The following is a 24,916-nucleotide window of genomic DNA, read 5'->3' as shown; positions in this document are numbered from 1 at the left end:
GCGGTGCGCTACAACATCCCGAAGGAGGGCTGGGTCGAGGTCGCCACCGAGCCGCAGCCGGGCTGCGCGGTCCTGGTGGTCACCAATCCCGGCCCTGTGGTCCCTGCCTACGAGGTCGAGAACCTCTTCGAGCCCTTCCGGAGGCTGCGCACCGAGCGCACCGGTAGCGACAAGGGCGTGGGGCTGGGTCTGTCCATCGTGCGCTCGGTGGTGCGCGCGCACGACGGCACCATCACCGCCGAGCCACGAGAAGGCGGCGGGCTGGTGGTGCGGGTCGTCCTGCCGCTCTGATGTGGACCGCAGGGGGGTGTGCGCCTCGTGGAGGGGCCGCGCTGCCCCTCGGTACTCATCGGACGTCTGTACGGGCAATCGCCCGTCGGCGGCCGTATGCCGACAGATGTCCGATGGCTGCCGGGTTTGACGAGAGGGTGGGTTGCCGGGGATCCTTCGCCGAGTTCGCTTTGCGCGGAATTCGGCCGGCCCTCCGGCCGCCCAGATCGTGTGTGATCCCTCACAGACGCGAATTTCCGGCCATCTACGCTCCGTGATCAAAATGTCTGGTGGAAAGCCGGGAAAATCCTGGTTTCCCAGGGCCCTGATCACGGGAAGTACACGTGATGGGCTGCGCGAGGTGCGACATTCGGACCGTGTACGGTCCTGATCGCCATCCAAACCGATCACCTCTTCAGGGGGCCGGTTGGGTGTCGATTGAGTAACAGACCTTGATGTGAGGCAAAATCTCCGCCTCAGGTCGGGCACAAGTCCGGCCTCTCACGCGTTACCTGCGCTGAGACACCGCAGACACCCAGAGGGGGAGAGCGACAAATGGCTACGGATTACGACACCCCACGCAAGACCGATGACGACCTCAATGAGGACAGCATCGAGGAGCTGAAGTCGCGGCGGAACGACAAGTCCGCCTCGGCCGTCGACGTCGATGAGTTCGAGCAGGCCGAGGGCCTGGAACTCCCCGGCGCCGACCTCTCGAACGAGGAGCTCGCCGTCCGCGTCCTGCCCAAGCAGCAGGACGAGTTCACCTGCATGAGCTGCTTCCTGGTCCACCACCGCAGCCAGCTCGCCGCGGAGGACAAGAACGGCCAGCCGATCTGCCGCGACTGCGCGGCCTGAGACCGGTCGACGCCGTGGCAGGCGTGAACCCGTTCCGTAAGGACAACAAGGGCGAGAGAGGCCCGGCGGCCGGCGCACGATCACGCGAGGAAACCGCGCCCGTGCCCGCCGACCCGACCGCCCTCCCCGCGGAGCGGACGACCGGCGTAGTGCAGGAGCGGGGCCGTACGGCCTCGCTCGCAGCCGCTGTCGGGCGCGGTGCCAGAAAGGGCGGCGCCGGCGCGCGGGCCGGCCTCGCCGTGATCGCCGAACGGATCATCGTCGCCGCCCCGCGGATCCCGGTCCGCGACCTCGCCACGCTTCGCGCGCAGTTCCCCGGCCTGACCCCCGAGGAACTGGCCGACAAGCTCGTCACGGGCGCCTGCAGGGGCACCGCCACCGTCGGAGCGGGCGTGGGCGCGGCGGCGATGCTGCCCGTACCGCCCGCCATGCCGGCCGAGCTGGCCGCCGAGGTGGCCGGCGTCGCCTCGGTCGAGATCAAACTGATCGCCGAGCTGCACGAGGTCTACGGCCTGCGGCCGGCGGGGAGCCTCCAGCAGCGTGCGATGGCCTATCTGATGTCGTGGACCGAGGAGCGGGGCATCGAGGTCACCAAACCGGCCTCGCTCGACGCCGCGCTCGGCGGGCGGATGAGGCGCGAACTGCGCCGGCGGATCATGCGGCGCACCCTGCGCAATCTCCCCAACCTCGTACCGTTCATGATCGGCGCCGCGGTCGGCGCGTTCATGAACCGGCGGGACACCAGAAAAGTCGCGGACAAGATCCGCAAGGACCTGCGTGCCCGACAGGTGCCGTGGGACGCCCTGCCCGGCGCCTCGCGCGACGCCCTCCTGGTGGGCAAGTGGGCCGGCACGGGCCGGTCCGAGCCGCGCGGCTGAAGCCGCCTCCCTGGGCCGCCCGTCAGGCGCGTACGGCCGCCAGCGCCGCCACCAGGCGCTCCGGCTCACGCGTCGACAGATACGCGTACGGCGTCGGGTCCGACGGATCGTCGATCTCCACCCGCACCGCGGTCGGGATGTAGCCGCGCAGCAGCATGAACGCACGGGCATCGGCCTTGTGCGTACGCCACGCCAGTGCCTCCTCCGCATCCAGCGCCCGTGCCTCGCCCAGCGCCGCCACCGGGATCTTCGCGTCGCCCGCGATCAGCGCGCCGCCCACCACCCGGATCCGCGCCGAGCCGTACGAACTCGCCGCCACGGCTGCCAGCGCCGCGCCGCCGATCAGCCCGCCGAGCATCGGGAGCGTCCCGAGGGGGAGCAGCATCAGGGCGCAGGCGACGCCGACCAGACCGGCGATCACCCACCAGGAGCGGGGCACAGTGAGGCGTTCTTCGTACGACTGCATGGCTCCAGCTTGGCACGGCGGCGCGGGCCCCTTAAGCGCGCGGGTAGGGTCTGCTCTCGTGAGTGGAACTGACAGAACGAGGAAGGGGCTGACGGGGCTGACGGGGCTGACGCCACCGAAGGACGCCGTCGCTCCGGTCCGGCACCCCGATGCCCCGGAGCCCGGAGAACTCCTCGGCGCGCACTACGACCGGTGCTTCGGCTGCGGCACGGGTCAGCCGCACGGCCTGCACCTGGAGGCGCGGGCCGGCGACGGTGTGAGCGTGCTCGCCGAGTTCACCGTCAAGGAGGCCCACCAGGGCGCGCCGGGCCTGGCGCACGGCGGGGTCCTGGCCACCGCGCTGGACGAGACGCTCGGCTCGCTGAACTGGCTGCTGCGGGTGATCGCGGTGACCGGCCGGCTGGAGACCGACTTCGTACGGCCGGTGCCGCTGGGCACGGTGCTGCATCTGGACGCGCGGGTCACCGCGGTGCACGGGCGGAAGATCTACTCGGCGGCCGTCGGACGGATAGGCGGTCCGGACGGCCCCGTCGCGGTGCGCGCGGAGGCCGTCTTCATCGAGGTGAAGGTCGACCACTTCATCGACAACGGAAGGACCGAGGAGATCCAGGCGGCGATGGCCGACCCGGACCAGGTCAAGCGCGCGCGAGCCTTCGAGGTGAACCCGTGAGTCAGGTACGGAATCCGGTGGATGTGCTGCTGCGGCGGCTGGACCCGGAGGTGCCCGTTCCCGCGTACGGGCATCCGGGCGACGCGGGGGTGGATCTGGTGACCACCGAGGCCGCCGTGCTCGCCCCGGGGGAGCGCGCCGTGCTCCCCACCGGAGTGTCGATCGCGCTGCCGGACGGCTATGCCGCATTTGTGCACCCACGCTCGGGCCTGGCGGCCCGCTGCGGACTGGCGCTGGTGAATGCCCCTGGGACGGTGGATGCCGGGTACCGTGGGGAAATCAAGGTGATCGTGGTCAATCTGGATCCGCGCGAGAGCGTGCGGTTCGAGAGGTTCGACCGGATCGCCCAATTGGTCGTCCAGCAGGTCGAGAAGGTGCGCTTCCACGAGGTGGCGGAGCTTCCCGGCTCGGCGCGGGCCGAGGGGGGATTCGGTTCCACCGGCGGTCATGCGGCGGTGGGCGGCTCCACGGGCGGGAATGGATACGCATCGGTCGGTGCCGACCGGGAAGGACAGTGACGTGTTCGGACGTCGCAAGAAGAACGAGGCTCCTGAAGAGTCGGCAGAGGTGACGGAGCTCGCCGAGGACGCGACTTCGGACGAGAGCGCCGAGGCCGGTGGCGAGCGGGTCACCCTCCCGCCGGCGCCGCGCCCCGACGGCCCCTGGGACGCGTCGGAGGTCAAGGAGCCGGGCGAGGGCCGGGTGGACCTGGGTGGTCTGTTCGTGCCCGGTGTCGAGGGCATGGAGCTGCGGGTGGAGGTCGCCGGGGACGCGATCGTCGCCGCGACCGTGGTGCTGCAGGACAGCGCCGTGCAGCTGCAGGCCTTCGCAGCCCCCCGTAACGAGGGGATCTGGGGCGAGGTCCGCGAGGAGATCGCCTCCGGCATCACCCAGCAGGGCGGTGTCATCGACGAGGTCGAGGGCCCGCTGGGCTGGGAGCTGCGCGCCCAGGTGCCGGTGCAGCTGCCGGACGGGACGAACGGTGTGCAGGTCGTGCGCTTCGTCGGCGTCGACGGCCCGCGGTGGTTCCTGCGCGGTGTGATCTCCGGCCAGGGCGCGGTGCAGCCGCAGGCCGCCGGGGTGCTGGAGCACATCTTCCGGGACACCGTGGTCATCCGCGGTGACGCCCCGATGGCGCCGCGCGACCCGATCGTCCTCAAGCTGCCGGACGACGCCCAGATGGTGCCGGACGGTGTGCAGCAGGAGCCGGCCGAGGCATCGCGTTTCGGCGGTGGTGTGGAGCGTCTGCAGCGCGGACCGGAGATCACCGAGATCCGCTGAGGCGCACCGCGCGGCCGAGGCGCCGCAAAGGCGCCGGGCGACGGCTCAATAGCGACCGTTGCGGAGGGTCGTACTCCCTTTCTGGGAGTACGACCCTCCGTCGTTTGCGCAGGTCAGAGCCCGAGGCGTATGAGTTCCGTCAACGAAGCGCTAATGGCCGTAAGGGAGACGTCAACGACCGTCGTAACCGGTCGGCGGGACGGTTTGCTCTAGGGGTCCCATCCTCCCCATCACCTAGGAGCACACGATGGCCGACCTGGCCTTCGTCGTCGTCACGATCGCGGTCTTCGCGTTGGTGGCTCTCGTCGCCAAGGGGGTGACGAAGCTGTGACCGTGGAAAACATCGTCGGCCTGATCGTGGCCATCGGCCTGCTCGGCTACCTGGTCCTCGCCCTCGTCTTCCCGGAGAGGTTCTGAGAGCCACATGAGCCCTCTTCTCGCAGGCGTGCTCCAGCTGATAGCGCTGATCGCAGCACTGGCCCTCGCCTACCGTCCCCTCGGCGACTACATGGCCGCCGTCTACAGCTCCCCCAAGCATCTGCGCGCCGAGAAGCTGATCTACCGCTGCATCGGCGCCAACCCGGACGCGGAAATGCGCTGGCCTGCGTATCTGCGCGGAGTTCTCGCCTTCTCGGTGGCGGGTGTGCTCTTCCTGTTCGCACTGCAGCGTCTCCAGGGCAGCATGCCGCTGTCCTTCGGCTTCGCGTCGATCAGCCCGGACCAGGCGTTCAACACCGCGGCGTCATTTGTCGCCAACACCAACTGGCAGTCCTACAGCGGCGAACAGGCCATGGGCCATGTCGTGCAGACGGCCGGCCTGGCGGTGCAGAACTTCGTCTCCGCCGCGACCGGCATCGCCGTCGCCGTCGCACTCGTACGCGGCTTCGCACGGTCGCGTACCGGCGACCTCGGCAACTTCTGGTCGGACCTGGTGCGTGGCACCGTCCGCATCCTGCTCCCGATCTCGGTCATCGGTGCCCTCGTCCTGGTCGCCTGCGGCGCCATCCAGAACTTCTCCGGCATCCACGAGGTCGGCCAGTTCATGGGAGGCTCGCAGCAGACCGGCGGTGGCGCGTACGCCTCGCAGGAGGTCATCAAGGAGCTGGGCACGAACGGCGGCGGTGTCGCCAACGCCAACTCCGCCCACCCCTTCGAGAACCCCAACGCCTTCACCAACCTCTTCGAGATCTTCCTGATCCTGGTCATCCCGTTCTCGCTGACCCGCACCTTCGGCAAGATGGTCGGCAACGTGAAGCAGGGCTACGCGATCCTGGCGACGATGGGCGTCATCTGGCTCGGCTTCACCGTGCTGATGATCTGGACCGAGTTCGCCCATGGCGGCCCGGCGCTCCAGGCGGCGGGCGCGTCGATGGAGGGCAAGGAGACCCGCTTCGGCGTCGGATCGTCCGCGATCTTCTCCGTCGCCACCACGCTCACGTCGACCGGCGCCGTGGACTCCTTCCACTCCTCCTTCACGGCCTTCGGCGGCGGCATCCAGCTGCTGGGCATGATGCTCGGTGAGATCGCGCCGGGCGGCGTCGGCTCCGGCCTCTACGGCATGCTCGTGATGGCGATCATCGCGGTGTTCATCGCCGGCCTGATGGTGGGCCGTACGCCCGAGTACCTGGGCAAGAAGATCGGCACCCGCGAGATCAAGCTCGCCGCGTGCTACATCCTCATCACCCCGACGCTGGTGCTCGGCTTCACCGCCGCCTCGATGGTGCTGCCGGACGCCCTGAACTCGATGCTCAACACCAAGGCGCTGGGCGCCGGTTCGCACGGTTTCTCCGAGGTGCTGTACGCCTTCACCTCCGGGGCCAACAACAACGGCTCCGCGTTCGGCGGACTGAACGCCAACACCCCCTGGTACAACACCACGATCGGTCTGTGCATGCTGCTCGGCCGGTTCCTGCCGATGGTGTTCGTGCTCGCACTGGCCGGCTCGCTCGCCGAGCAGAAGCCGGTCCCGGAGACCGCGGGCACCCTGCGTACCGAGAAGCCGCTCTTCGCCGGGCTGCTCGTCGGCACGATCCTGATCATCACCGGTCTGACGTACTTCCCGGCGCTGGCCCTCGGGCCGCTGGCGGAGGGGCTGTCATGACCGCTCCCGTGAAACCGGAAGGGCCCGGCTCCATGGCCTCCAGCTCGACAGCCACTCCGACTCGCGCCCCGCACCAGGACGTCCCCAGCGGGCACAAGCCCGGCGACGGCCGCGTGGGCGGCGGTCTCTTCGATCCCAAGCAGCTGATCAAGTCCTTCCCGGACGCGATACGCAAGCTCGACCCGCGCGTGATGGCCAAGTCCCCCGTGATGTTCGTCGTCGAGGTCGGCTCCGTGCTGACCACGATCTTCGCCGTCAAGTCCCCCTCGGACTGGTTCGGCTGGGCCATCGCCGCCTGGCTGTGGCTGACCGTGATCTTCGCGAACCTCGCGGAGGCGGTCGCCGAGGGCCGTGGCAAGGCGCAGGCCGACACGTTGCGCAAGGCCAAGACCGACACCGTGGCGCGCCGTCTGAGCGGCGGCACCGAGGAGGAGGTCCCCGGCACCGAGCTGCGCATCGGCGACCTGGTCGTGTGCGAGGCCGGCGACATCATCCCCGGTGACGGCGACGTCGTCGAAGGTGTCGCGTCGGTCGATGAATCGGCCATCACGGGTGAGTCGGCGCCGGTCATCCGGGAGTCCGGCGGTGACCGTTCCGCGGTGACCGGCGGGACCAAGGTGCTCTCCGACCGCATCGTCATCAAGATCACGACGAAGCCGGGCGAGACCTTCATCGACCGGATGATCAACCTGGTCGAGGGCGCCGCCCGGCAGAAGACGCCCAATGAGATCGCGCTGAACATCCTGCTCGCGTCCCTCACCATCGTCTTCCTGCTCGCGGTCGTCACGCTCCAGCCGTTCGCCATCTACGCGGGCGCCCAGCAGTCCATGATCGTGCTGCTCGCGCTGCTGGTCTGTCTGATCCCGACGACGATCGGCGCCCTGCTGTCGGCCATCGGCATCGCCGGCATGGACCGGCTCGTCCAGCGCAACGTCCTGGCCATGTCCGGCCGGGCCGTCGAAGCAGCAGGCGATGTATCGACATTGCTGCTCGACAAGACCGGCACCATCACCCTGGGCAACCGCCAGGCCGCCGAGTTCGTGCCCGTACGCGGGACGACCGAGGCGGAGGTGGCGGATGCCGCCCAGCTGTCCTCGCTGGCGGACGAGACGCCCGAGGGCCGCTCGATCGTCGTGCTCGCCAAGGAGAAGTACGGGCTGCGCGAGCGGCACCAGGGTGAGCTGGTGGACGCGGAGTGGGTGCCGTTCACTGCCCAGACGCGCATGTCCGGTGTGGACGTCGACGGGCGCAAGGTTCGCAAGGGCGCGACGGGTTCCGTCATCGCCTGGGTCAAGGAGCGCGGCGGCGAGGTCGCCGAGGACGCCCAGGAACTGACCGACGCGATCTCGCAAGCCGGCGGCACGCCACTGCTGGTCGCGCTGGAGGATGAGAGCGGTCCGCGTGTCCTGGGTGTCATCCACCTCAAGGACGTCGTCAAGGAGGGCATGCGCGAACGGTTCGTCGAGCTGCGCAAGATGGGCATCAAGACCGTCATGATCACGGGTGACAACCCGCTGACGGCCAAGGCGATCGCCGATGAGGCGGGCGTGGACGACTTCCTCGCGGAGGCCACGCCCGAGGACAAGATGGCGCTCATCAAGCGGGAGCAGGCCGGCGGCAAGCTGGTCGCGATGACGGGTGACGGCACGAATGACGCGCCCGCGCTGGCCCAGGCGGACGTCGGCGTGGCGATGAACACGGGGACGTCGGCCGCCAAGGAGGCCGGCAACATGGTCGACCTCGACTCCAACCCGACCAAGCTCATCGAGATCGTCGAGATCGGCAAGCAGCTGCTGATCACCCGCGGTGCGCTGACCACCTTCTCGATCGCCAACGACGTCGCGAAGTACTTCGCGATCATCCCGGCGATGTTCGCGGTGGCCTACCCGGGCCTGGACACCCTCAACGTCATGCGGCTGTCCAGCCCCAACTCCGCGATCCTGTCCGCGATCATCTTCAATGCGCTGATCATCATCGCGCTGGTGCCGCTGGCCCTGAAGGGCGTGCAGTACCGGCCGGTGAGCGCCGACAAGATGCTGCGGCGGAACCTGGCCGTCTACGGACTGGGCGGGCTCATCGCGCCGTTCATCGGCATCAAGATCATCGATCTGTTGATCTCCCTCATCCCCGGGCTGAATTGATTAAGGAGCTGGTGACGGCATCATGAACAACTCCGTACGCAACAGCGCCCGGTTGATGGCGGCGGGGCTGCGCGCCCTGCTCGTGCTGACCGTGGTCTGCGGGGTGATCTACCCCCTGGTGGTCACCGGCGTGGCGCAGGCCGCGTTCCCCGGCAAGGCCAACGGGTCCGAGGTGAGCTCCCACGGCAAGGTGGTCGGCTCGTCGCTGATCGGCCAGCGTTACGACAAGGGCCAGGACAAGAACGGCAATCCGATCCCGGACCTGCGGTTCTTCCAGCCGCGCCCGTCGGCCGGACTGGGCAGCAACAAGGACAACGGCGTCAACACCCAGTACGACCTCCAGGTCTCCGGAGCCTCCAACCTGGGTGCGACCAACACCGATCTGATCGACGCGGTCAACGAGCGTAAGAAGTGGGTCTCCGACACGTATGGCGTCCCGAAGTCGAAGGTCCCGGCGGACGCCGTGACATCCTCCGGCTCCGGCCTCGACCCGCATATCTCCCCGGAGTACGCGGAGCTTCAGGCCGCCCGGGTCGCCGAGGAGAACCACCTGGACGCGAAGAAGGTGGAAGCTCTGGTCAAGGACCACACCGACGGGCGTGTCCTGGGATTCATGGGCGAACCGCGGGTGAACGTCCTGGAGTTGAACATTGCGCTGAGGGATCTGGCGCAGGGGAAGGGTTGAGCGGTCGCGGCGCGTGACGGCCGCGTGGCGGGCGGCCCCGGGGAGATCCTCCCCGGGGCCGCCCGGTTTTTGCGTTCGAGGTCTGAAATGGCCGCCGGATTGGTCCAGTTGGTTTCTCCAGGTCTTGAAGACAGATCTTGACGCGGAGTCTTGACGCCGCGATGGCTTGCCCATACGTTCGCCAGCCATCGCAGGTGTTCATGTCAACGCCTGTCGTTCACGTACGAGAACAGCTCCCGTTCGCCGAGCATCTCGACAGGAAGGCACACCCCCCATGCACAGAAGGCTCACCCTCGTCGTCGGCGTCCTGCTCGGCGCCCTCACGGCGGGCTTCCTCATCGGCGCCCCCACCTCGGCCGCGCCGTCCGCCTTCACCCACCCCGGCGTCCTCGTCGGCACCGGCCAACTCGACCTCGTCCGCGGCAAGGTGAACTCCGGTGCCCAGCCCTGGAAGAGCGCCTACGACGCCATGATGGCGAGCAAGTACGCCTCGCTGTCCCGCACGCCCAAGCCCCGCGCCATCGTCGAATGCGGCTCGTACTCCGACCCCAACTACGGCTGTACCGACGAACGCGAGGACGCGCTCGCCGCGTACACACTCTCGCTGGCCTGGTACATCACCCGCGAAAGCAAGTATGCCGACAAAGCGATTCAGATCATGGACGCCTGGTCCGGCACCATCAAGGACCACACCAACACCAACGCCCCGCTGCAGACCGGCTGGGCCGGCTCCTCCTGGCCACGCGCCGCCGAGATCATCCGCTACACCTACGACGGCTGGCCCGGCGACCGCGCCGAACGCTTCGCCGGCATGCTGCGCGACGTCTACCTCCCGAAGGTGATCAACGGGTCGCACAGCAACGGCAACTGGGAGCTGAGCATGATGGAGGCGGCCGTCGGCATCTCCGTCTTCATCGAGGACAAGGCGTCCTACGACAAGGCCATCGCCACCTTCCGCGCCCGGGTGCCCGCGTACATCTACGTGAAGTCCGACGGCGACCTGCCCAAGACCGCACCGGGCAGCGGGCTGGACACCCGCGACAAGATCATCAAGTACTGGCAGGGCCAGTCCACCTTCGTCGACGGCCTCACCCAGGAGACCTGCCGCGACTTCACCCACACCGGATACGGCCTGTCGGCCATCTCGCACATTGCCGAGACGAGCCGCCTCCAGGGCCAGGACCTCTACCCCGAGGTCGCCGACCGGCTGCGCCACGCGCTCGGCTTCCAGGCTGTGTACGAACTGGGCACCGCCCCGCCGTCATGGCTGTGCGGCGGCAGCGTCAAGCGCGGCCTGGGGCCCGTCACCGAGGTCGGCTACAACGCGCTGCACAACCGGATGGGTTACGCGATGCCCAACACCCAGAAGCTGACGGAGCAGCAGCGGCCGGCCGGCTCCAACAACCTCTTCGTCGGCTGGGAGACGCTCACCCACGCGGAGAACCCGAGCTGATACCCAAGGGGGGTGGCCTCGGACGGCCGCCCCCCGGTCACCAGATGTCGCCGTCGCGCCAGTCGCCGGTGAGGTCCGCGTCGAGGTCGAGGGGCACGGCCGCCGGAAGGACGTAGATATAGCCGTCCTCGTCCGCGGTGCGCCGGATGCCGGCCGGGGTGAGCGCCCAGGACGGGCCGCGCCAGAGCTGCCAGCCGCGCGCCGCGTAGAAGTCCGCGGCCGCATCGGAGGCGCCCAGCGCCCCGAGGTCGTACCCGCCGCGCACCACCCGCTCCAGAGCGTCCATCAGGGCCGCGCCGTGACCGCGGCCGCGCCGGTCCGCGCGGACCCCCACGCCTTCGACGTAGCCGCAGCGCAGCACCCGACCACCGTGCAGCAGCCGCCGCTGCACCACGGACGCGTGCCCGATCAGCTCCCCGTCCTCGTGGACGAGGGCGTGCAGACCGCCGAGTGCGTGCTCCCAGTCCTCCGAGGTCATGTCGTCGAAGACGTCGTACAGCAGGGCGCGGGCCGCCTTGAGGGTGGCGGCGTCCAGGTCGGCGGTGTGGGAGATACGGACGCGTACGTCGGGCATGCGGGATCCTCCCGGTCGGTTCGGGGTGGGGGCGCGGACCTGTATCAGGGTCGCGTCAAGACCAGGCGCCAAGCCGCTACCTGGGCCTTTTGTCCCCCTGTGGGGTCTGTAGGGTCGAATCCGGCCAGCCCGGTGGGGGCGGCCTTCACGTAAGACAATGGGGCCATGGCACGCGGAAATCGTGGAAAACTCCGCATTTATCTCGGCGCGGCACCGGGCGTCGGCAAGACGTACTCGATGCTGTCCGAGGCGCACCGGCGCGTGGAGCGGGGCACGGACGCCGTCGTGGCGTTCGTCGAGCACCATGGCAGGCCCCGGACCGAGGTCATGCTGCACGGCCTGGAGCAGATCCAGCGCCGGGAGCTGGACCACCGCGGCACGGTGTTCACCGAGATGGACGTGGACGCGGTCCTGGAGCGCAAGCCGGCCGTCGCACTGGTCGACGAACTGGCGCACACCAACGTCCCCGGTTCGCGCAACGCGAAGCGCTGGCAGGACATCGAGGAGCTGCTGGAGGCCGGGATCGATGTGGTCTCGACGGTCAACATCCAGCATCTCGAATCGCTCGGGGATGTCGTCGAGTCGATAACGGGCGTACGGCAGCGGGAGACCGTTCCGGACGAAATCGTGCGGCGCGCCGACCAGATCGAACTTGTCGATATGTCGCCTCAGGCGCTGCGCCGCCGTATGGCACACGGCAACATCTACCGGCCCGACCGGGTCGACGCCGCGCTGTCCAACTACTTCCGGCCGGGCAACCTCACCGCGCTGCGTGAGTTGGCGCTGCTGTGGGTCGCCGACCGGGTGGACGAATACCTCCAGCAGTACCGCACCGAGCACCGCGTCTCGACCATCTGGGCCGGCCGTGAACGCATCGTCGTCGGCCTCACCGGCGGCCCGGAGGGGCGCACCCTCATCCGCCGCGCGTCCCGGATGGCCGCCAAGGGCTCGGGCAGCGAGGTACTCGCCGTCTACATAGCCCGCAGTGACGGGCTGACCTCCGCCTCGCCCAAGGAACTCGCCGTCCAGCGCACGCTGGTCGAAGACCTGGGCGGCACGTTTCACCACGTCATAGGCGATGACATACCGAGCGCACTGCTGGAGTTCGCACGCGGGGTGAACGCCACCCAGATCGTGCTGGGCTCCAGCCGCCGCAAGGCCTGGCAGTACATCTTCGGGCCGGGCGTCGGGGCGACCGTCGCCCGCGATTCCGGGCCCGACCTCGATGTGCACATCGTCACCCATGACGAGGTCGCCAAGGGCCGGGGACTGCCGGTGGCGCGCGGTGCGCGCCTGGGCCGGCCCCGGAACATCGCCGGCTGGCTCGTCGGTGTGGCCGGGCCGGTCCTGCTCACGCTACTGCTCACCGGCCTCTGGCCGGGCCTGGGGCTGGCCAACGACGTCCTGCTGTTCCTCTTCCTGACCGTGGTCGCGGCGCTGCTGGGCGGGCGGATGCCGGCGCTGGCCTCGGCGGCCGTCGGCTCGCTGCTGCTGAACTTCTACTTCACGCCACCCACTCACACGCTCACCGTCAGCGACCCGAAGAACATCGTCGCCATCGTGATCTTCTTCGCGGTGGCGGTATCCGTCGCCTCCGTGGTGGATCTCGCCGCCCGGCGCACCCACCAGGCCGCCAGGCTGCGCGCCGAGTCGGAGATCCTGTCCTTCCTCGCGGGCAGCGTGCTGCGCGGTGAGACGACCCTGGACGCCCTGCTGGAGCGGGTCCGTGAGACGTTCGGGATGGACACGGTCGCACTGCTGGAGCGGAGCAGCGACGTCGACCCGTGGACCTGCGCCGGCCGGGCCGGCGACGCCGACCACAGCAAGCCGCTGCTGCGCCCCGAGGACGCGGACGTCGATATGCCGGTGGGTGACCACATGGCGCTTGCCCTGACCGGCCGGGTGCTGCCCGCCGAGGACCGGCGGGTGCTGGCCGCGTTCGCCGCCCAGGCCGCCGTCGTCCTGGACCGGCAGCGGCTGGTGGGGGAGGCGGAGCGGGCCCAGGAGCTGGCCGAGGGCAACCGGATCAGGACGGCGCTGCTGGCCGCGGTCAGCCATGATCTGCGGACCCCGCTCGCGAGCATCAAGGCGTCCGTCACCTCCCTGCGCTCCGACGACGTCGCCTGGTCCGAGGAGGACGAGGCGGAGCTGCTGGCGGGCATCGAGGCGGGCGCCGACCGCCTGGACCACCTCGTCGGCAACCTGCTGGACATGTCCCGACTGCAGACCGGCACGGTCACCCCGCTGATCCGCGACACCGACCTCGACGAGGTGGTCCCGATGGCGCTCGGCGGCGTACCGGAGGGCAGTGTCACGCTCGACATCCCCGAGGAACTGCCGATCGTCGCCATCGATCCGGGGCTGCTGGAACGTTCGGTCGCCAATCTCGTCGAGAACGCCGTGAAGTACAGCCCGGACGGGGAGGCGGTGCTGGTCAAGGCGAGCGCGCTCGGCGACCGGGTGGAGCTGCGGATCGTCGACCGCGGCCCGGGCGTCCCGGACAGCGCCAAGGGCCGCATCTTCGAGCCGTTCCAGCGGTACGGTGACGCTCCCCGGGGCGCCGGCGTGGGGCTCGGTCTGGCCGTCGCCCGCGGGTTCGCGGAGTCGATGGGCGGCACGCTCGCCGCCGAGGACACCCCCGGAGGCGGGATGACGATGGTCCTCACGCTCAAGGCCGTGGCGGGCCGGACGCCAGTCATTCCCGATCTCCCGGCCCAGGTCACCACATGAGCCGGGCCACCCCGACCACGGTCACCAGATGTCCCGCGGGCCCGGCCCGGCGCGGACCGACACACCATTACCGCGAGGGAGAACGCCAGTGAACCGGGTGCTTGTGGTCGATGACGAGCCGCAGATCGTACGCGCCCTCGTGATCAACCTGAAGGCGCGCAAGTACGAGGTGGACGCGGCCCCCGACGGGGCCACCGCCCTCAAGCTCGCCGCCGCCCGCCACCCCGATGTCATCGTCCTCGACCTCGGCCTGCCCGACATGGACGGGGTCGAGGTGATCAAGGGGCTCCGGGGTTGGACGCGGGTACCGATCCTGGTGCTGTCCGCGCGGCAGACCTCCGACGAGAAGGTCGAGGCACTGGACGCGGGCGCGGACGACTACGTCACGAAGCCGTTCGGGATGGACGAGCTGCTGGCCAGGCTGCGGGCGGCGGTGCGCCGGGCCGAGCCGACCGGGCCGGCGGACGACGAGGTCATCGTGGAGACCGACGGCTTCACCGTCGACCTCGCCGCGAAGAAGGTCAACCGCGACGGCCGCGACATCCGGCTGACCCCCACCGAGTGGCACCTGCTGGAGGTCCTGGTACGCAACGCGGGGCGGCTCGTCAGCCAGAAGCAGCTGCTCCAGGAGGTCTGGGGCCCGTCGTACGGCACCGAGACCAACTATCTGCGGGTCTACATGGCCCAGCTCCGCCGCAAACTGGAGAGCGATCCGTCGCATCCGCGGCACTTCATCACGGAGCCGGGGATGGGGTACCGGTTCGAGCAGTGAGAGGGGGCGGGGTGTTCCGGCAGGGGGGCCGGGGGTTGCCCCCGGGGGGTGCAGCATCACGGAGCCGGGCATGGGGTACCGGTTCGAGCAGTGAGGCGGGGCGGGCCGTCCGGACGGGAGTGCCCCGGTGCGTCCGGCCCGTGATCGGGGAACCGGCGCACCGGTACGCTGGCTCCATGAGTGCTGGGACCCCATCCGGGAAGCCGGCCGGCCGCTTCCGCCGGCTGCTCGACAGGCTGTCCTCCTCCGAGGAGGAGCTGCAGTCCGCCGAGCTGCAGCAGGACGCGCAGGCGACGGGGTGCACCCGTATCTGCGACTGCGCCGACCGTCAGATAGTCAAGGTCACCGGCACGCTGCGGCATGTGACGCTGCGGCCGCGCGCCGGTGTGCCCGCGCTGGAGGCGGAGCTGTTCGACGGCTCCGCGGCCCTCGATGTGGTGTGGCTCGGGCGCCGCTCCATCGTCGGCATCGAGCCGGGCCGTAAGCTCATCGCCTCGGGCCGGGTCTCCATGAGCCACGGACGCCGGGTGCTCTTCAACCCGAAGTACGAACTCCGACCGCTCGGACAGGAGTAGCCGGTGACGTCTTACGACCGACCGACCACTGACACTTCCGCAGACCGCTCGTCCTCCGACGCGCCGCCTCCCGGCGCGGGCAAGGAAGCCGAGGGCAGACAGGTCACCGAGGCGGCCCTCTTCGAGGCCTTCGGCGGCGTACGCGGCATGGTGGAGACCGTTCTCCCCGGCCTGCTGTTCGTCACGATCTACACGGTCAACAAGGACCTGCATCTCTCGGCGATCGCCGCGCTGGCCGTCTCGCTGGTGCTGGCGGCCGTCCGCCTGGTCCGTAAGGACACCGTGAAGCACGCCTTCAGCGGCGTCTTCGGTGTGGCCTTCGGCGTCATCTTCGCGATGATGACCGGCAACGCCAAGGACTTCTATCTGCCGGGCATGCTCTACACCCTCGGGCTGTCCGTCGCCTACTTCGTCACGACGCTGGCGGGTGTGCCGCTGATCGGCCTGATGTTGGGCCCGGTGTTCAAGGAGAATCTCTCCTGGCGCACCCGCAACCCGGGCCGGAAGAAGGCGTACACCAAGGCCAGCTTGGCCTGGGGACTGATCCTGCTCGCCAAGTGCGCGATCCTCTTCCCGCTGTACTGGTGGGCGGACACCGCTCACCTCGGCTGGGTGCTGATCGCGCTGAAGATCCCGCCGTTCCTGCTCGCGGTCTATCTGACCTGGGTCTTCCTGGCGAAGGCGCCGCCGCCCATCGATGTCTTCGCGGAGATGGAGGCGCAGGAGAAGGCGGAGGAAGAGGCCAAGAAGCAGCGCGAGAAGGAGCGCGAGGTCCTGGACCTGGTCACGGACGAGCTGTCGCGGGGCGTCACGCCCGACGCGATCGCCGAGCAGCCGGAGGGACCGCGCCACCGCCGTTGAGACGCGCCCGCGTCATCCGGCACCGTCGGCACTCTGCACATACGAGGGCCCCTGGGACCACATCGGTCCCAGGGGCCCTCGTATGTCACAGCCACCGTGCCGCCGGCCCGGCGGCCCCGGAGCCGGACTCAGCCGGCCGTGTCCTCACGGCGCACCGACAGCAGATCCTCCAGCTGCTCCTCGCGCGACTGGGCCGCGACGAACAGCAGCTCGTCGCCCGCCTCCAGCACGTCCTCCTTGTTGGGCGTGAGCACCCGCGTACCGCGGATGATCGTGACCAGGGAGGTGTCCTCGGGCCACTCCACATCGCCGACCCGGGTGCCCGCCAGGGCCGCCTCGGGGGGCAGCGTGAGCTCGACGAGGTTGGCGTCGCCGTGGCTGAAGCGCAGCAGCCGTACCAGGTCGCCGACGCTCACCGCCTCCTCGACCAGGGCCGACATCAGCCGCGGCGTGGAGACCGCGACATCGACGCCCCAGGCCTCGTTGAACAGCCACTCGTTCTTCGGGTTGTTGACGCGGGCGACCACCCGCGGCACGCCGTACTCGGTCTTGGCGAGCAGCGAGACGACGAGGTTGACCTTGTCGTCGCCGGTCGCCGCGATGACGACATTGCAGCGCTGCAGCGCCGCCTCGTCCAGCGAGGTGATCTCGCAGGCGTCGGCCAGCAGCCACTCCGCCAGCGGCACCCGCTCGACCGAGATGGCGGTCGGCGCCTTGTCGATGAGCAGGATCTCGTGGCCGTTTTCCAACAGCTCACCAGCGATGGAACGGCCCACCGCGCCCGCGCCCGCGATTGCGACCCTCATGCGTGTGCCTCCTCGGGCTGTCCGGTGAACTGCCGCGCGACCGTTCCGACGAGCTCACCAGCGATGGAACGGCCCACCGCGCCCGCGCCCGCGATTGCGACCCTCATGCGTGCGCCTCCTCAGGACCCCCGGCGAATACCGCTTCGACCTTCTCGACCTCGTCGCTGCGCATCATCACGTGCACCAGATCGCCTTCCTGCAACACGGTCTGCGAGGTCGGCAGCATCGCCTCGCCCAGCCGGGTGAGGAACGCGACCCGTACGCCGGTCTCGTCCTGCAGCGTGCTGATCTTGTGGCCGACCCAGGCCGAAGAGGTGTGCACCTCGGCGAGCTGGACGCCGCCGCTCGGATCCCGCCACAACGGCTCGGCGCCCGAGGGCAGCAGTCGGCGCAGCATCTGGTCCGCCGTCCAGCGGACGGTGGCGACGGTGGGGATGCCCAGCCGCTGGTAGACCTCGGCGCGGCGGGGATCGTAGATCCGGGCCGCGACATTCTCGACGCCGAACATCTCGCGGGCCACCCGGGCCGCGATGATGTTGGAGTTGTCGCCACTGGAGACGGCGGCGAAGGCGCCCGCCTCCTCGATACCGGCCTCCCGCAGCGTGTCCTGGTCGAAGCCGACGCCGGTCACCCGGCGGCCGCCGAAGGACGAGCCCAGGCGGCGGAACGCGGTCGGGTCCCGGTCGACCACCGCGATGGTGTGCCCCTGGCTCTCCAGGGTCTGTGCGAGCGCGGAGCCCACTCGGCCGCACCCCATGATGACGATGTGCATGCTGATTACCCCGTGCCCTGGACTAGCGCGCTGACCTGCACAAACACCCTGCTCACTACTTTCTTCTCCGAGTACCGGCGACACGAAGCCACTGCTCGCGACAGAGACCGGGTACGTCAGCGGAGGCGCTGGGCGCACCGCGGTCCGGTACAACCGTAGCCGTAATGACGTGGCCTGGAGGGGGCGCGGTCGGCCCCGGCCGCAAGCGGGCGGGCGCGGCACGGTCGTCGGATTCCGCGCCTGGCTCCGCCTTCGCACACCGGATAAGGCACGCTACGAGGTGTGCCCAACCTGCCTCAGCAGCCCCAACAGGGCTCCCTCGCCCCGCATATGGTGGTCTGCGGCGACGATGCGCTCGCGCACCGGCTCGCCGCCGAGCTCCAGGACGTCTACCGCGAACGGGTGACCCTCGTGGTGCCCTCCGCCCGGGAGCCGCACCGACCGCGCATTCCCCCGCCGACGCGCGCCCTCGGCCGGGCGACGGCGCTGCTGGGGAGGATGTCGGCGGCGATGGCGCGCACCTCCCTGACGCCGACCGAAGCGCCCGATGACGACGACCCGCCGCCCGACGAGCCCATCCGGATCCTGGAAGCGGCGGAGGCCGACGACGCGGCCTTAACCGAGGCCGGTATCGCCGAGGCAGGCGCGCTGGCGCTGGTCTACGACGACGACGAGGCCAATATCCACGCCGCGTTGCGCGCCCGCCGCCTCAACCCCCGGCTGCGGCTGGTCATCCGGCTCTACAACCGCAAACTCGGCCAGCATCTGGAGGAATTGCTCGACCAGGCCGCGACGGTCGCCGCCCTGGGGACCGACGGCGGCCCGAGTGGCGACGCGTCCACCACCGTGCTGTCCGACGCCGACACGGTGGCCCCCGCCCTGGCGGCCACCGCGGTCGCCGGGACCAGCAAGGTCATTGAGGCGGACGGGCTGATGCTGCGGGCGGTGGAGCGTACGCCGGTGCCTCCGGGCCGGCCCGCCGGACCCGGTGTGTGCACCCTCGCGGTGCTCTCGGCTTCCGCCAACGACCCGGCGGTCGCACCGAGTTCGGGAGGCGGCGAGGAAGGTCCCGTGCTGCTGCCGGACGATGAGACGGCCGCGGCCGCCACCGGCTGCGGCACCGTCGTCCTGGAGACCGTCTCCTACACCGGCCGGACCGTGCGCCCCGGCAGGCTGCGCGGCCGGGGCGCACCCCTTACGTCGCTGTTCTCCCGGCGGCTGCGCTGGTCGCTGGGCGGCATCGTCGGCGCGGTGGTGGCGCTGGCCGTGGCCTCCTCACTCACCACCGGCGACCCGCCGCTGCACGCCGCGTATCTCTCCCTCCTCGACCTCTTCGCCATCAACGATCCGGCAATCGGCGAGTCGCCGCCCCGCAAGGTGCTCCAGCTGCTGTCCGGGCTGACCGGACTGTTGCTGCTGCCGGTGCTGGTCGCGGCGGCCTTCGAGGGCCTCGGCACGTTCCGCAGCGCCTCGGCGCTGCGCCGCCCGCCGCGCGGACTGTCCGGCCATGTGGTGCTGCTCGGTCTCGGCAAGGTCGGCACCCGGGTGCTGACCCGGCTGCACGAGATGGGCATTCCCGTGGTGTGCATCGAGGCCGACCCGGAGGCGCGCGGTATCGCGGTGGCCCGCCGGCTGCGGGTGCCGACCGTCCTGGGGGACGTCACCCAGGAAGGCGTCCTGGAGGCCGCCAACGTCGACCGGGCCCATACGCTGCTCGCCCTGACCAGCGAGGACACCACGAACCTGGAGGCCGCGCTCTACGCCAGATCGCTCAAGACCCGGCTGCGGGTGACGCTGCGGCTGTTCGACGACCGGTTCGCCACCGCCGTCTACCGCACGCTGCGCGCAGCGCACCCGCTGGCGCTGACCCGCAGCCGCAGCGTCTCCTTCCTGGCCGCGCCCGCCTTCGCCGGCGCGATGATGGGGCGGCAGATCCTGGGCGCCATTCCCGTCGAGCGCCGGGTGCTGCTGGTCGCCCGGGTCGAGGTGCGCGGCCATGCCGCCCTGGAGGGCCGTACGGTCGCCGAGGTGCTGCGCCCGGGACGGCTGCGGGTGCTCGCCGTCGACACCTCCGCGCCCGACGAGCCCGAGCCGGCCGCCGCGCCCCCGCAGGACACCGCCCGCGAGCCGGCTCACCTGGTGCACGAGCTGGGCGACGGATATGTGCTGCGGCCGCAGGACAGGGTGCTGCTGGCCGCCACCCGCCAGGGGCTGGGCGATCTGCTGGCCCGGCGGCCGCGCGCTGCCGTGGTGGGGCAGGACTGATCCGGTCCGGCGCCCGGGAACCGGCAGCCCGGGGGGACAGGGGATTCGGCTTCCCGCTGTTGGCTGCCGCCCCGCACCGGCTCATGATCGTGCGGGCCCGGAAATCATCGGCGGCACGGCCGCGCAGCGGTACGGCGCACGGCGGCGCGGCGGCACGGTGTGGCCGGAAAGTGCGGATTGTGTGCAGGCGCGGTGCTTCGGCGCGGCTCTGGCCAGGCCCGTTGTGCCGTGCCGCACCTCCGAGTGACCACCATGCGGGTGGCGGCTGGGCATGAACGTTGACAAAGGCTTAGCATCCTCTCCGTGTCCAAACTGACCGACGTGCCCAAACGGATCCTGATCGGGCGCGCACTGCGCAGCGACAAGCTGGGGGAGACCTTCCTTCCCAAGCGCATCGCACTCCCCGTCTTCGCTTCCGACCCGCTCTCCTCCGTGGCCTACGCGCCGGGCGAGGTGCTGCTCGTCCTGTCCGTCGCGGGTGTGTCGGCGTACACCTTCAGCCCCTGGATCGCGGTCGCGGTCGTGGTGTTGATGTTCACCGTCGTGGCGTCGTACCGGCAGAACGTGCACGCCTACCCGAGCGGCGGTGGCGACTACGAGGTCGCCACCACCAACCTCGGCCCGCGGGCCGGGCTCACCGTTGCCAGCGCCCTGTTGGTCGACTACGTGCTGACGGTCGCGGTCTCCATCTCCTCCGGAGTGGAGAACCTGGGGTCGGCGATCCCGTTCGTCATCGAGCACAAGACGCTCTGCGCGGTCGGGATCATCGTGCTGCTGACCCTGATGAACCTGCGCGGGGTCAGAGAGTCGGGCAAGCTCTTCGCGATCCCCACGTACGTCTTCGTGGCCGGCGTCTTCATCATGATCGTCTGGGGCGCGGTCCGCGGCCTGGCGATGGGCGACACGATGAAGGCCCCCACCGCCGACCTCACCATCCACGCCGAACAGGGCGGCCTGGCCGGCTTCGCGCTGATCTTCCTGCTCCTGCGTGCGTTCTCCTCCGGCTGTGCCGCGCTCACCGGTGTCGAGGCGATCTCCAACGGCGTCCCGGCCTTCCGCAAGCCGAAGTCCAAGAACGCCGCCACGACACTGGCGCTCATGGGCGGCCTGGCCGTCACCATGTTCTGCGGGATCATCGCGCTGGCCATGGCCACCAACGTCCGCATGGCGGAGAACCCGGCCAAGGACCTGCTGGACAACGGCACCCCGGTCGGCGCCGGCTTCACCCAGGACCCGGTCATCTCGCAGGTCGCCGCCGCGGTCTTCGGCAGCGGCTCGTTCCTGTTCGTCGTGCTGGCCGCCGCCACCGCACTGGTCCTCTTCCTCGCCGCCAACACCGCCTACAACGGCTTCCCGCTGCTCGGCTCGATCCTCGCCCAGGACCGCTACCTGCCGCGCCAGCTGCACACCCGCGGCGACCGGCTGGCCTTCTCCAACGGCATCGTCCTGCTCGCCGGAGCCGCCGCCGTACTCGTCTATCTCTACGGCGCCGACTCCACCAAGCTGATCCAGCTCTACATCGTCGGCGTCTTCGTCTCCTTCACGCTCAGCCAGGTCGGCATGGTCCGCCACTGGAACCGTCACCTGCTGACCGAGAAGGACCCGGCCAAGCGGCGCCGTATGCACCGGTCGCGCGCCATCAACGCGTTCGGTGCCACCTTCACCGGCCTGGTCCTCGCCGTCGTCCTGCTGACGAAGTTCACCCACGGCGCCTGGGTGGCGCTGCTCGGCATGGTCATCTTCTTTGTGACGATGACCGCGATCCGCCGCCACTACGACCGGGTCGCCGACGAGATCGCCGCCGACGACACCCCCGACGACGACGTCGTGCGCCCCTCCCGGGTGCACTCCCTGGTCCTGGTCTCCAAGGTGCACAAGCCCACCCTGCGGGCCCTGAACTACGCCAAGCTGATGCGCTCGGACACCCTTGAAGCGGTAAGCGTCGATGTCGACCAGGCCGACACCAGGGCGCTGCGCGAAGAGTGGGAACGCCGCGGCATCGAGGTCCCCCTCAAGGTCCTCGCCTCCCCCTACCGCGAGATCACCCGGCCGATCATCGACCACGTCAAGTCGCTGCGCCGGCAGAGCCCGCGCGACGCCGTCTCCGTCTACATCCCGGAATACGTCGTCGGCCACTGGTACGAGCACCTGCTGCACAACCAGTCCGCGCTGCGTCTCAAGGGCCGCCTCCTCTTCACCCCCGGCGTCATGGTGACCTCCGTGCCCTGGCAGCTGGACTCCTCCGAGGCCGCCAAGAAGCGGGCCCGCAAGCGCGCGGAGTGGAACGCTCCGGGCGCGGTGCGCCGCGGACCGGTCGCCCAGCCGAAGAAGGAGAAGACGGCCACCAAGCAGTGACCGCCGGGCTACGGGGCACCAACCGCTGACGCCCCGGCCCGAGCGGCAGAGGGCACAGCGCCACGGGACGTAGACTTGACGGCTGGCCTCCCACCCGGGAGGCCGGCCGTCATGCTTGTTGATGTCCTGTCGCATTCATTGATGTCTTGTCGCACCCGCACCCCAGGAGCCCTCCCGCCATGCAGACAGAACCGAAGAAGTCGCTGGTCGGCGAGGAGTACGAGGTCGAGGTCGGCCCGGTCGCCCACGGCGGCCACTGCATCGCCCGTACGGCAGAGGGCCAGGTCCTCTTCGTACGCCACGCCCTGCCCGGCGAGCGTGTCACGGCCCGCGTCACCGACGGCGAAGAAGGCGCCCGCTTCCTGCGCGCAGACGCCGTCTCTATCCACACCCCCTCCAAGGACCGGGTCGAGGCACCCTGCCCGTTCTCCGGCCCGGGCAAGTGCGGCGGCTGCGACTGGCAGCACGCAGCGCCCGGCGCCCAGCGCCGCTTCAAGGGCGCCGTCATCGCCGAGCAGCTGGAGCGGCTGGCCGGGCTCTCCCCGGAGGACGCCCGCTGGGACGGCACCGTCGAGCCCGCCCCGGGCGACAAGGTCGCCAAGGGCGAGGTGCCGGCCTGGCGTACCCGCGTCCAGTACGCCATCGACGATGAGGGCCACGTCGGCCTCCGCAAGCACCGCTCCCACGACGTCCAGCCCATCTCCCACTGCATGATCGCCGCCCCCGGCGTCTCCGAGCTCGGCATCGAGCAGCGCCAGTGGCCGCAGATCGCCACCGTCGAGGCCATCGCCGCCACCGGCTCGCACGACCGCCAGGTCATCCTCACCCCGAAGCCCGGCGGCCGCCTCCCCATCGTCGAACTCGACCAGCCCGTCTCGGTCCTGCGCGTCGAAGAGAAGGACGGCGGCGTACACCGTGTCCACGGCCGCCCCTTCGTCCGCGAACGCGCCGCCGACCGCACCTGGCGGGTCGGCAACGGCGGCTTCTGGCAGGTCCACCCGAAGGCCGCCGACCTCCTCGTCGAGGCCGTCATGCAGGGCCTGATGCCGAAGAAGGGCGATATGGCCCTCGACCTGTACTGCGGCGTGGGCCTCTTCGCCGGCGCCCTCGCCGAACGCGTCGGCGACAAGGGCGCGGTCCTCGGCATCGAATCCGGCAAGCGCGCCGTCGAGGACGCCCGCCACAACCTCCAGGACCTCGACCGCGTCCGGATCGAACACGGCAAGGTCGACCAGATCCTGCCCCGCACCGGCATCACCGACGTGGACCTGATCGTCCTCGACCCCCCACGCGCCGGCGCCGGCAAGAAGACCGTCACCCAGCTCACCGCCCTCACCCCGCGCCGTATCGCCTATGTCGCCTGCGACCCGGCGGCTCTGGCCCGCGACCTGAAGTACTTCGGCGAGGCGGGGTATGTGCCGCGGCGGATGCGGGCGTTTGATCTGTTTCCGATGACGCATCATGTGGAGTGCGTAGCGATTCTGGAGCGGGCAGAGAAGCAGGGCTGAGCTGCGGGTTCTTCTGGATTGCCCTGGCGCGGCCGGGTGTGCCCGACCTGTTTTCCAAAGTCCGCCACGTGGACCCTGTCGCTGGCTCGCGCCACGTGTCTCACCTACGGCTTCGCACAGCGGAACGCGGGTGAGGAGCGCTCTGCCCCTACTTCGTGAGGGGCGGTTGGGGAACATCTTGACGCTCGTTCGACGCTGATTCTGGCGGAGCGTCAAGACGCTCACTCGGCCGGCTGTCGAGCCCGCGTCGAAGCTCCTGGCCGGCGCCCGCGGTCTCGATCTCGGTGATTGCCAGTGCACGGTTGCGGCGCACGGAGGACCAGAAGGACCAGGCGAGCAGGAGACGCCCCCGAGGCCGGTGATCACTTCGTTGATCTCGTGCTGGATGGCCATGCGGATCACTCTCAGGGCGCCGATGGCTTAGTGGGCGCTGTGCAGGCAGACGTAGTCGTCGAGGGTCCCCTGGCAGTAAGGGTGCAGATGCGTCCATCACGGTCCCCCTCGCAGGCGGCCTACCACTGCGAGTGTGCTGACCCGGGACAGATCATCGGAATACGCCTGCCTTGTGGGTGCCCCAGTGACCGGGTGGCCCGGCAACCCAGCGGGTCCCGGATAGCTCGAAGCACCGCGGATGTGCCCCCAAGTCGTGCCGCACCCACAGGATCGTGTAAGTTCTTCGAGTTGCCACGGAGCGGACAAGCCCCAAGCAGCCATCCCGCCGCTTCGCGGCACACCACTACTGCACGACCCCTCACCGGGAACAATTTCGGCATGCCGAAATTCGGACCGGGACTCGATTATGAGTCACCGAGGAATTCCGCTAAAGTAGTGACCACGCCGAAAGGCAAACCCCGCCGACGGGGAATCGGAACTGAATTCGAACCGGCAACGGAAC

21 protein-coding genes and 2 pseudogenes are annotated in these 24,916 nt (G+C 69.9%); 18 read left to right on the top strand and 5 right to left on the bottom strand.

The window, feature by feature from the left end:
- From AB0I10_RS34200 to AB0I10_RS34190, 3 genes are all read left to right on the top strand, one after another.
- Positions 1–291, top strand: a 291-nt coding sequence (locus AB0I10_RS34200; RefSeq protein ID WP_363156588.1) for an ATP-binding protein, incomplete at its 5' end; no start/stop codon positions are given.
- A 534-nt stretch (positions 292–825) separates the two neighbouring features.
- Positions 826–1,128 carry a DUF4193 domain-containing protein gene (locus tag AB0I10_RS34195; RefSeq protein ID WP_003982531.1) on the top strand — a complete coding sequence of 101 codons (303 nt, stop codon included), beginning with the start codon at positions 826–828 and terminating at the stop codon, positions 1,126–1,128.
- Between the two features lie 101 nt (positions 1,129–1,229).
- Positions 1,230–2,006 carry a hypothetical protein gene (locus AB0I10_RS34190; RefSeq protein ID WP_363156591.1) on the top strand — a complete coding sequence of 259 codons (777 nt, stop codon included), beginning with the start codon at positions 1,230–1,232 and terminating at the stop codon, positions 2,004–2,006.
- 22 nt (positions 2,007–2,028) lie between these two features.
- Here the strand turns inward: AB0I10_RS34190 and AB0I10_RS34185 are convergent, their stop codons facing one another.
- The gene (locus tag AB0I10_RS34185; RefSeq protein WP_363156587.1) at positions 2,029–2,472 is read right to left on the bottom strand and encodes a DUF3093 domain-containing protein; all 444 of its coding nucleotides are present in this window, start codon (positions 2,470–2,472) and stop codon (positions 2,029–2,031) included.
- Positions 2,473–2,560: 88 nt separating this feature from the next.
- On the opposite strand from AB0I10_RS34185, the gene AB0I10_RS34180 reads away from it, so the two are divergent.
- The 8 genes from AB0I10_RS34180 to AB0I10_RS34145 all read left to right on the top strand — a co-directional run bounded on the left by AB0I10_RS34180 (position 2,561) and on the right by AB0I10_RS34145 (position 10,803).
- A complete protein-coding gene (locus tag AB0I10_RS34180) occupies positions 2,561–3,142 on the top strand; it encodes a PaaI family thioesterase (protein WP_363156590.1) in 582 nt (193 codons plus the stop codon).
- A complete protein-coding gene (dut, locus tag AB0I10_RS34175) occupies positions 3,139–3,660 on the top strand; it encodes a dUTP diphosphatase (protein WP_363156586.1) in 522 nt (173 codons plus the stop codon). The genes AB0I10_RS34180 and dut overlap by 4 nt, the downstream gene beginning before the upstream one ends.
- A 1-nt stretch (position 3,661) precedes the next feature.
- Positions 3,662–4,423 (top strand): DUF3710 domain-containing protein, encoded by a 762-nt coding sequence (locus AB0I10_RS34170; protein ID WP_363156585.1) that lies wholly within the window; start codon positions 3,662–3,664, stop codon positions 4,421–4,423.
- A 327-nt stretch (positions 4,424–4,750) separates the two neighbouring features.
- Positions 4,751–4,840, top strand: coding sequence for a K(+)-transporting ATPase subunit F (gene kdpF, locus AB0I10_RS34165; RefSeq protein WP_136742534.1), 90 nt, complete (start codon positions 4,751–4,753; stop codon positions 4,838–4,840).
- Between the two features lie 7 nt (positions 4,841–4,847).
- A complete protein-coding gene (kdpA, locus tag AB0I10_RS34160; RefSeq protein WP_363156584.1) occupies positions 4,848–6,524 on the top strand; it encodes a potassium-transporting ATPase subunit KdpA in 1,677 nt (558 codons plus the stop codon).
- Positions 6,521–8,665, top strand: a complete 2,145-nt coding sequence (kdpB, locus tag AB0I10_RS34155; protein ID WP_363156583.1) for a potassium-transporting ATPase subunit KdpB — start codon at positions 6,521–6,523, stop codon at positions 8,663–8,665. Before kdpA ends, kdpB begins: the two co-directional genes overlap by 4 nt.
- A gap of 22 nt (positions 8,666–8,687) precedes the next feature.
- Positions 8,688–9,350 carry a potassium-transporting ATPase subunit KdpC gene (gene kdpC, locus AB0I10_RS34150; RefSeq protein ID WP_363156582.1) on the top strand — a complete coding sequence of 221 codons (663 nt, stop codon included), beginning with the start codon at positions 8,688–8,690 and terminating at the stop codon, positions 9,348–9,350.
- A 274-nt stretch (positions 9,351–9,624) separates the two neighbouring features.
- Positions 9,625–10,803: an alginate lyase family protein gene (locus AB0I10_RS34145; RefSeq protein ID WP_363156581.1), complete on the top strand. Its 1,179-nt coding sequence runs from the start codon at positions 9,625–9,627 to the stop codon at positions 10,801–10,803.
- A gap of 37 nt (positions 10,804–10,840) precedes the next feature.
- On the opposite strand, the gene AB0I10_RS34140 is transcribed toward AB0I10_RS34145, so the two are convergent.
- Positions 10,841–11,377 (bottom strand): GNAT family N-acetyltransferase, encoded by a 537-nt coding sequence (locus AB0I10_RS34140; RefSeq protein ID WP_363156580.1) that lies wholly within the window; start codon positions 11,375–11,377, stop codon positions 10,841–10,843.
- Between the two features lie 165 nt (positions 11,378–11,542).
- On the opposite strand from AB0I10_RS34140, the gene AB0I10_RS34135 reads away from it, so the two are divergent.
- From AB0I10_RS34135 to AB0I10_RS34120, 4 genes and pseudogenes are all read left to right on the top strand, one after another.
- Positions 11,543–14,107 (top strand): sensor histidine kinase KdpD, encoded by a 2,565-nt coding sequence (locus AB0I10_RS34135; RefSeq protein WP_363156579.1) that lies wholly within the window; start codon positions 11,543–11,545, stop codon positions 14,105–14,107.
- Between the two features lie 88 nt (positions 14,108–14,195).
- Positions 14,196–14,876 (top strand): annotated as a pseudogene (locus AB0I10_RS34130) (response regulator); the annotation flags it as partial.
- Between the two features lie 179 nt (positions 14,877–15,055).
- On the top strand, positions 15,056–15,454 hold the full coding sequence (locus tag AB0I10_RS34125) for an OB-fold nucleic acid binding domain-containing protein (RefSeq protein ID WP_363156578.1): 399 nt from the start codon (positions 15,056–15,058) through the stop codon (positions 15,452–15,454).
- A gap of 3 nt (positions 15,455–15,457) precedes the next feature.
- A complete protein-coding gene (locus AB0I10_RS34120; protein ID WP_363156577.1) occupies positions 15,458–16,315 on the top strand; it encodes a DUF3159 domain-containing protein in 858 nt (285 codons plus the stop codon).
- Between the two features lie 128 nt (positions 16,316–16,443).
- On the opposite strand, the gene AB0I10_RS34115 is transcribed toward AB0I10_RS34120, so the two are convergent.
- Positions 16,444–17,121, bottom strand: a complete 678-nt coding sequence (locus tag AB0I10_RS34115) for a TrkA family potassium uptake protein (protein ID WP_363156576.1) — start codon at positions 17,119–17,121, stop codon at positions 16,444–16,446.
- Between the two features lie 103 nt (positions 17,122–17,224).
- Complete coding sequence (locus AB0I10_RS34110; protein ID WP_363156575.1) at positions 17,225–17,893, bottom strand: TrkA family potassium uptake protein; 669 nt, start codon at positions 17,891–17,893, stop codon at positions 17,225–17,227.
- Between the two features lie 330 nt (positions 17,894–18,223).
- Between AB0I10_RS34110 and AB0I10_RS34105 the strand changes: the two genes are divergently transcribed.
- The 3 genes from AB0I10_RS34105 (at position 18,224) to AB0I10_RS34095 (ending at position 24,021) form a co-directional block, all read left to right on the top strand.
- On the top strand, positions 18,224–20,158 hold the full coding sequence (locus AB0I10_RS34105; RefSeq protein WP_363156589.1) for an NAD-binding protein: 1,935 nt from the start codon (positions 18,224–18,226) through the stop codon (positions 20,156–20,158).
- Between the two features lie 303 nt (positions 20,159–20,461).
- On the top strand, positions 20,462–22,513 hold the full coding sequence (locus AB0I10_RS34100) for an APC family permease (protein ID WP_363156574.1): 2,052 nt from the start codon (positions 20,462–20,464) through the stop codon (positions 22,511–22,513).
- Positions 22,514–22,692: 179 nt separating this feature from the next.
- Positions 22,693–24,021 carry a TRAM domain-containing protein gene (locus tag AB0I10_RS34095; protein ID WP_363156573.1) on the top strand — a complete coding sequence of 443 codons (1,329 nt, stop codon included), beginning with the start codon at positions 22,693–22,695 and terminating at the stop codon, positions 24,019–24,021.
- A 280-nt stretch (positions 24,022–24,301) separates the two neighbouring features.
- Here the strand turns inward: AB0I10_RS34095 and AB0I10_RS34090 are convergent.
- Positions 24,302–24,486, bottom strand: a pseudogene (locus AB0I10_RS34090) (DUF475 domain-containing protein); the annotation flags it as partial.
- Positions 24,487–24,916 lie beyond the last annotated feature (430 nt).

This window comes from Streptomyces sp. NPDC050636 (assembly GCF_040654775.1).
Classification (GTDB): domain Bacteria; phylum Actinomycetota; class Actinomycetes; order Streptomycetales; family Streptomycetaceae; genus Streptomyces.
The sequence above is the reverse complement of the archived record's forward strand: the minus strand, read 5'-3'. Positions and strand labels throughout refer to the sequence as shown.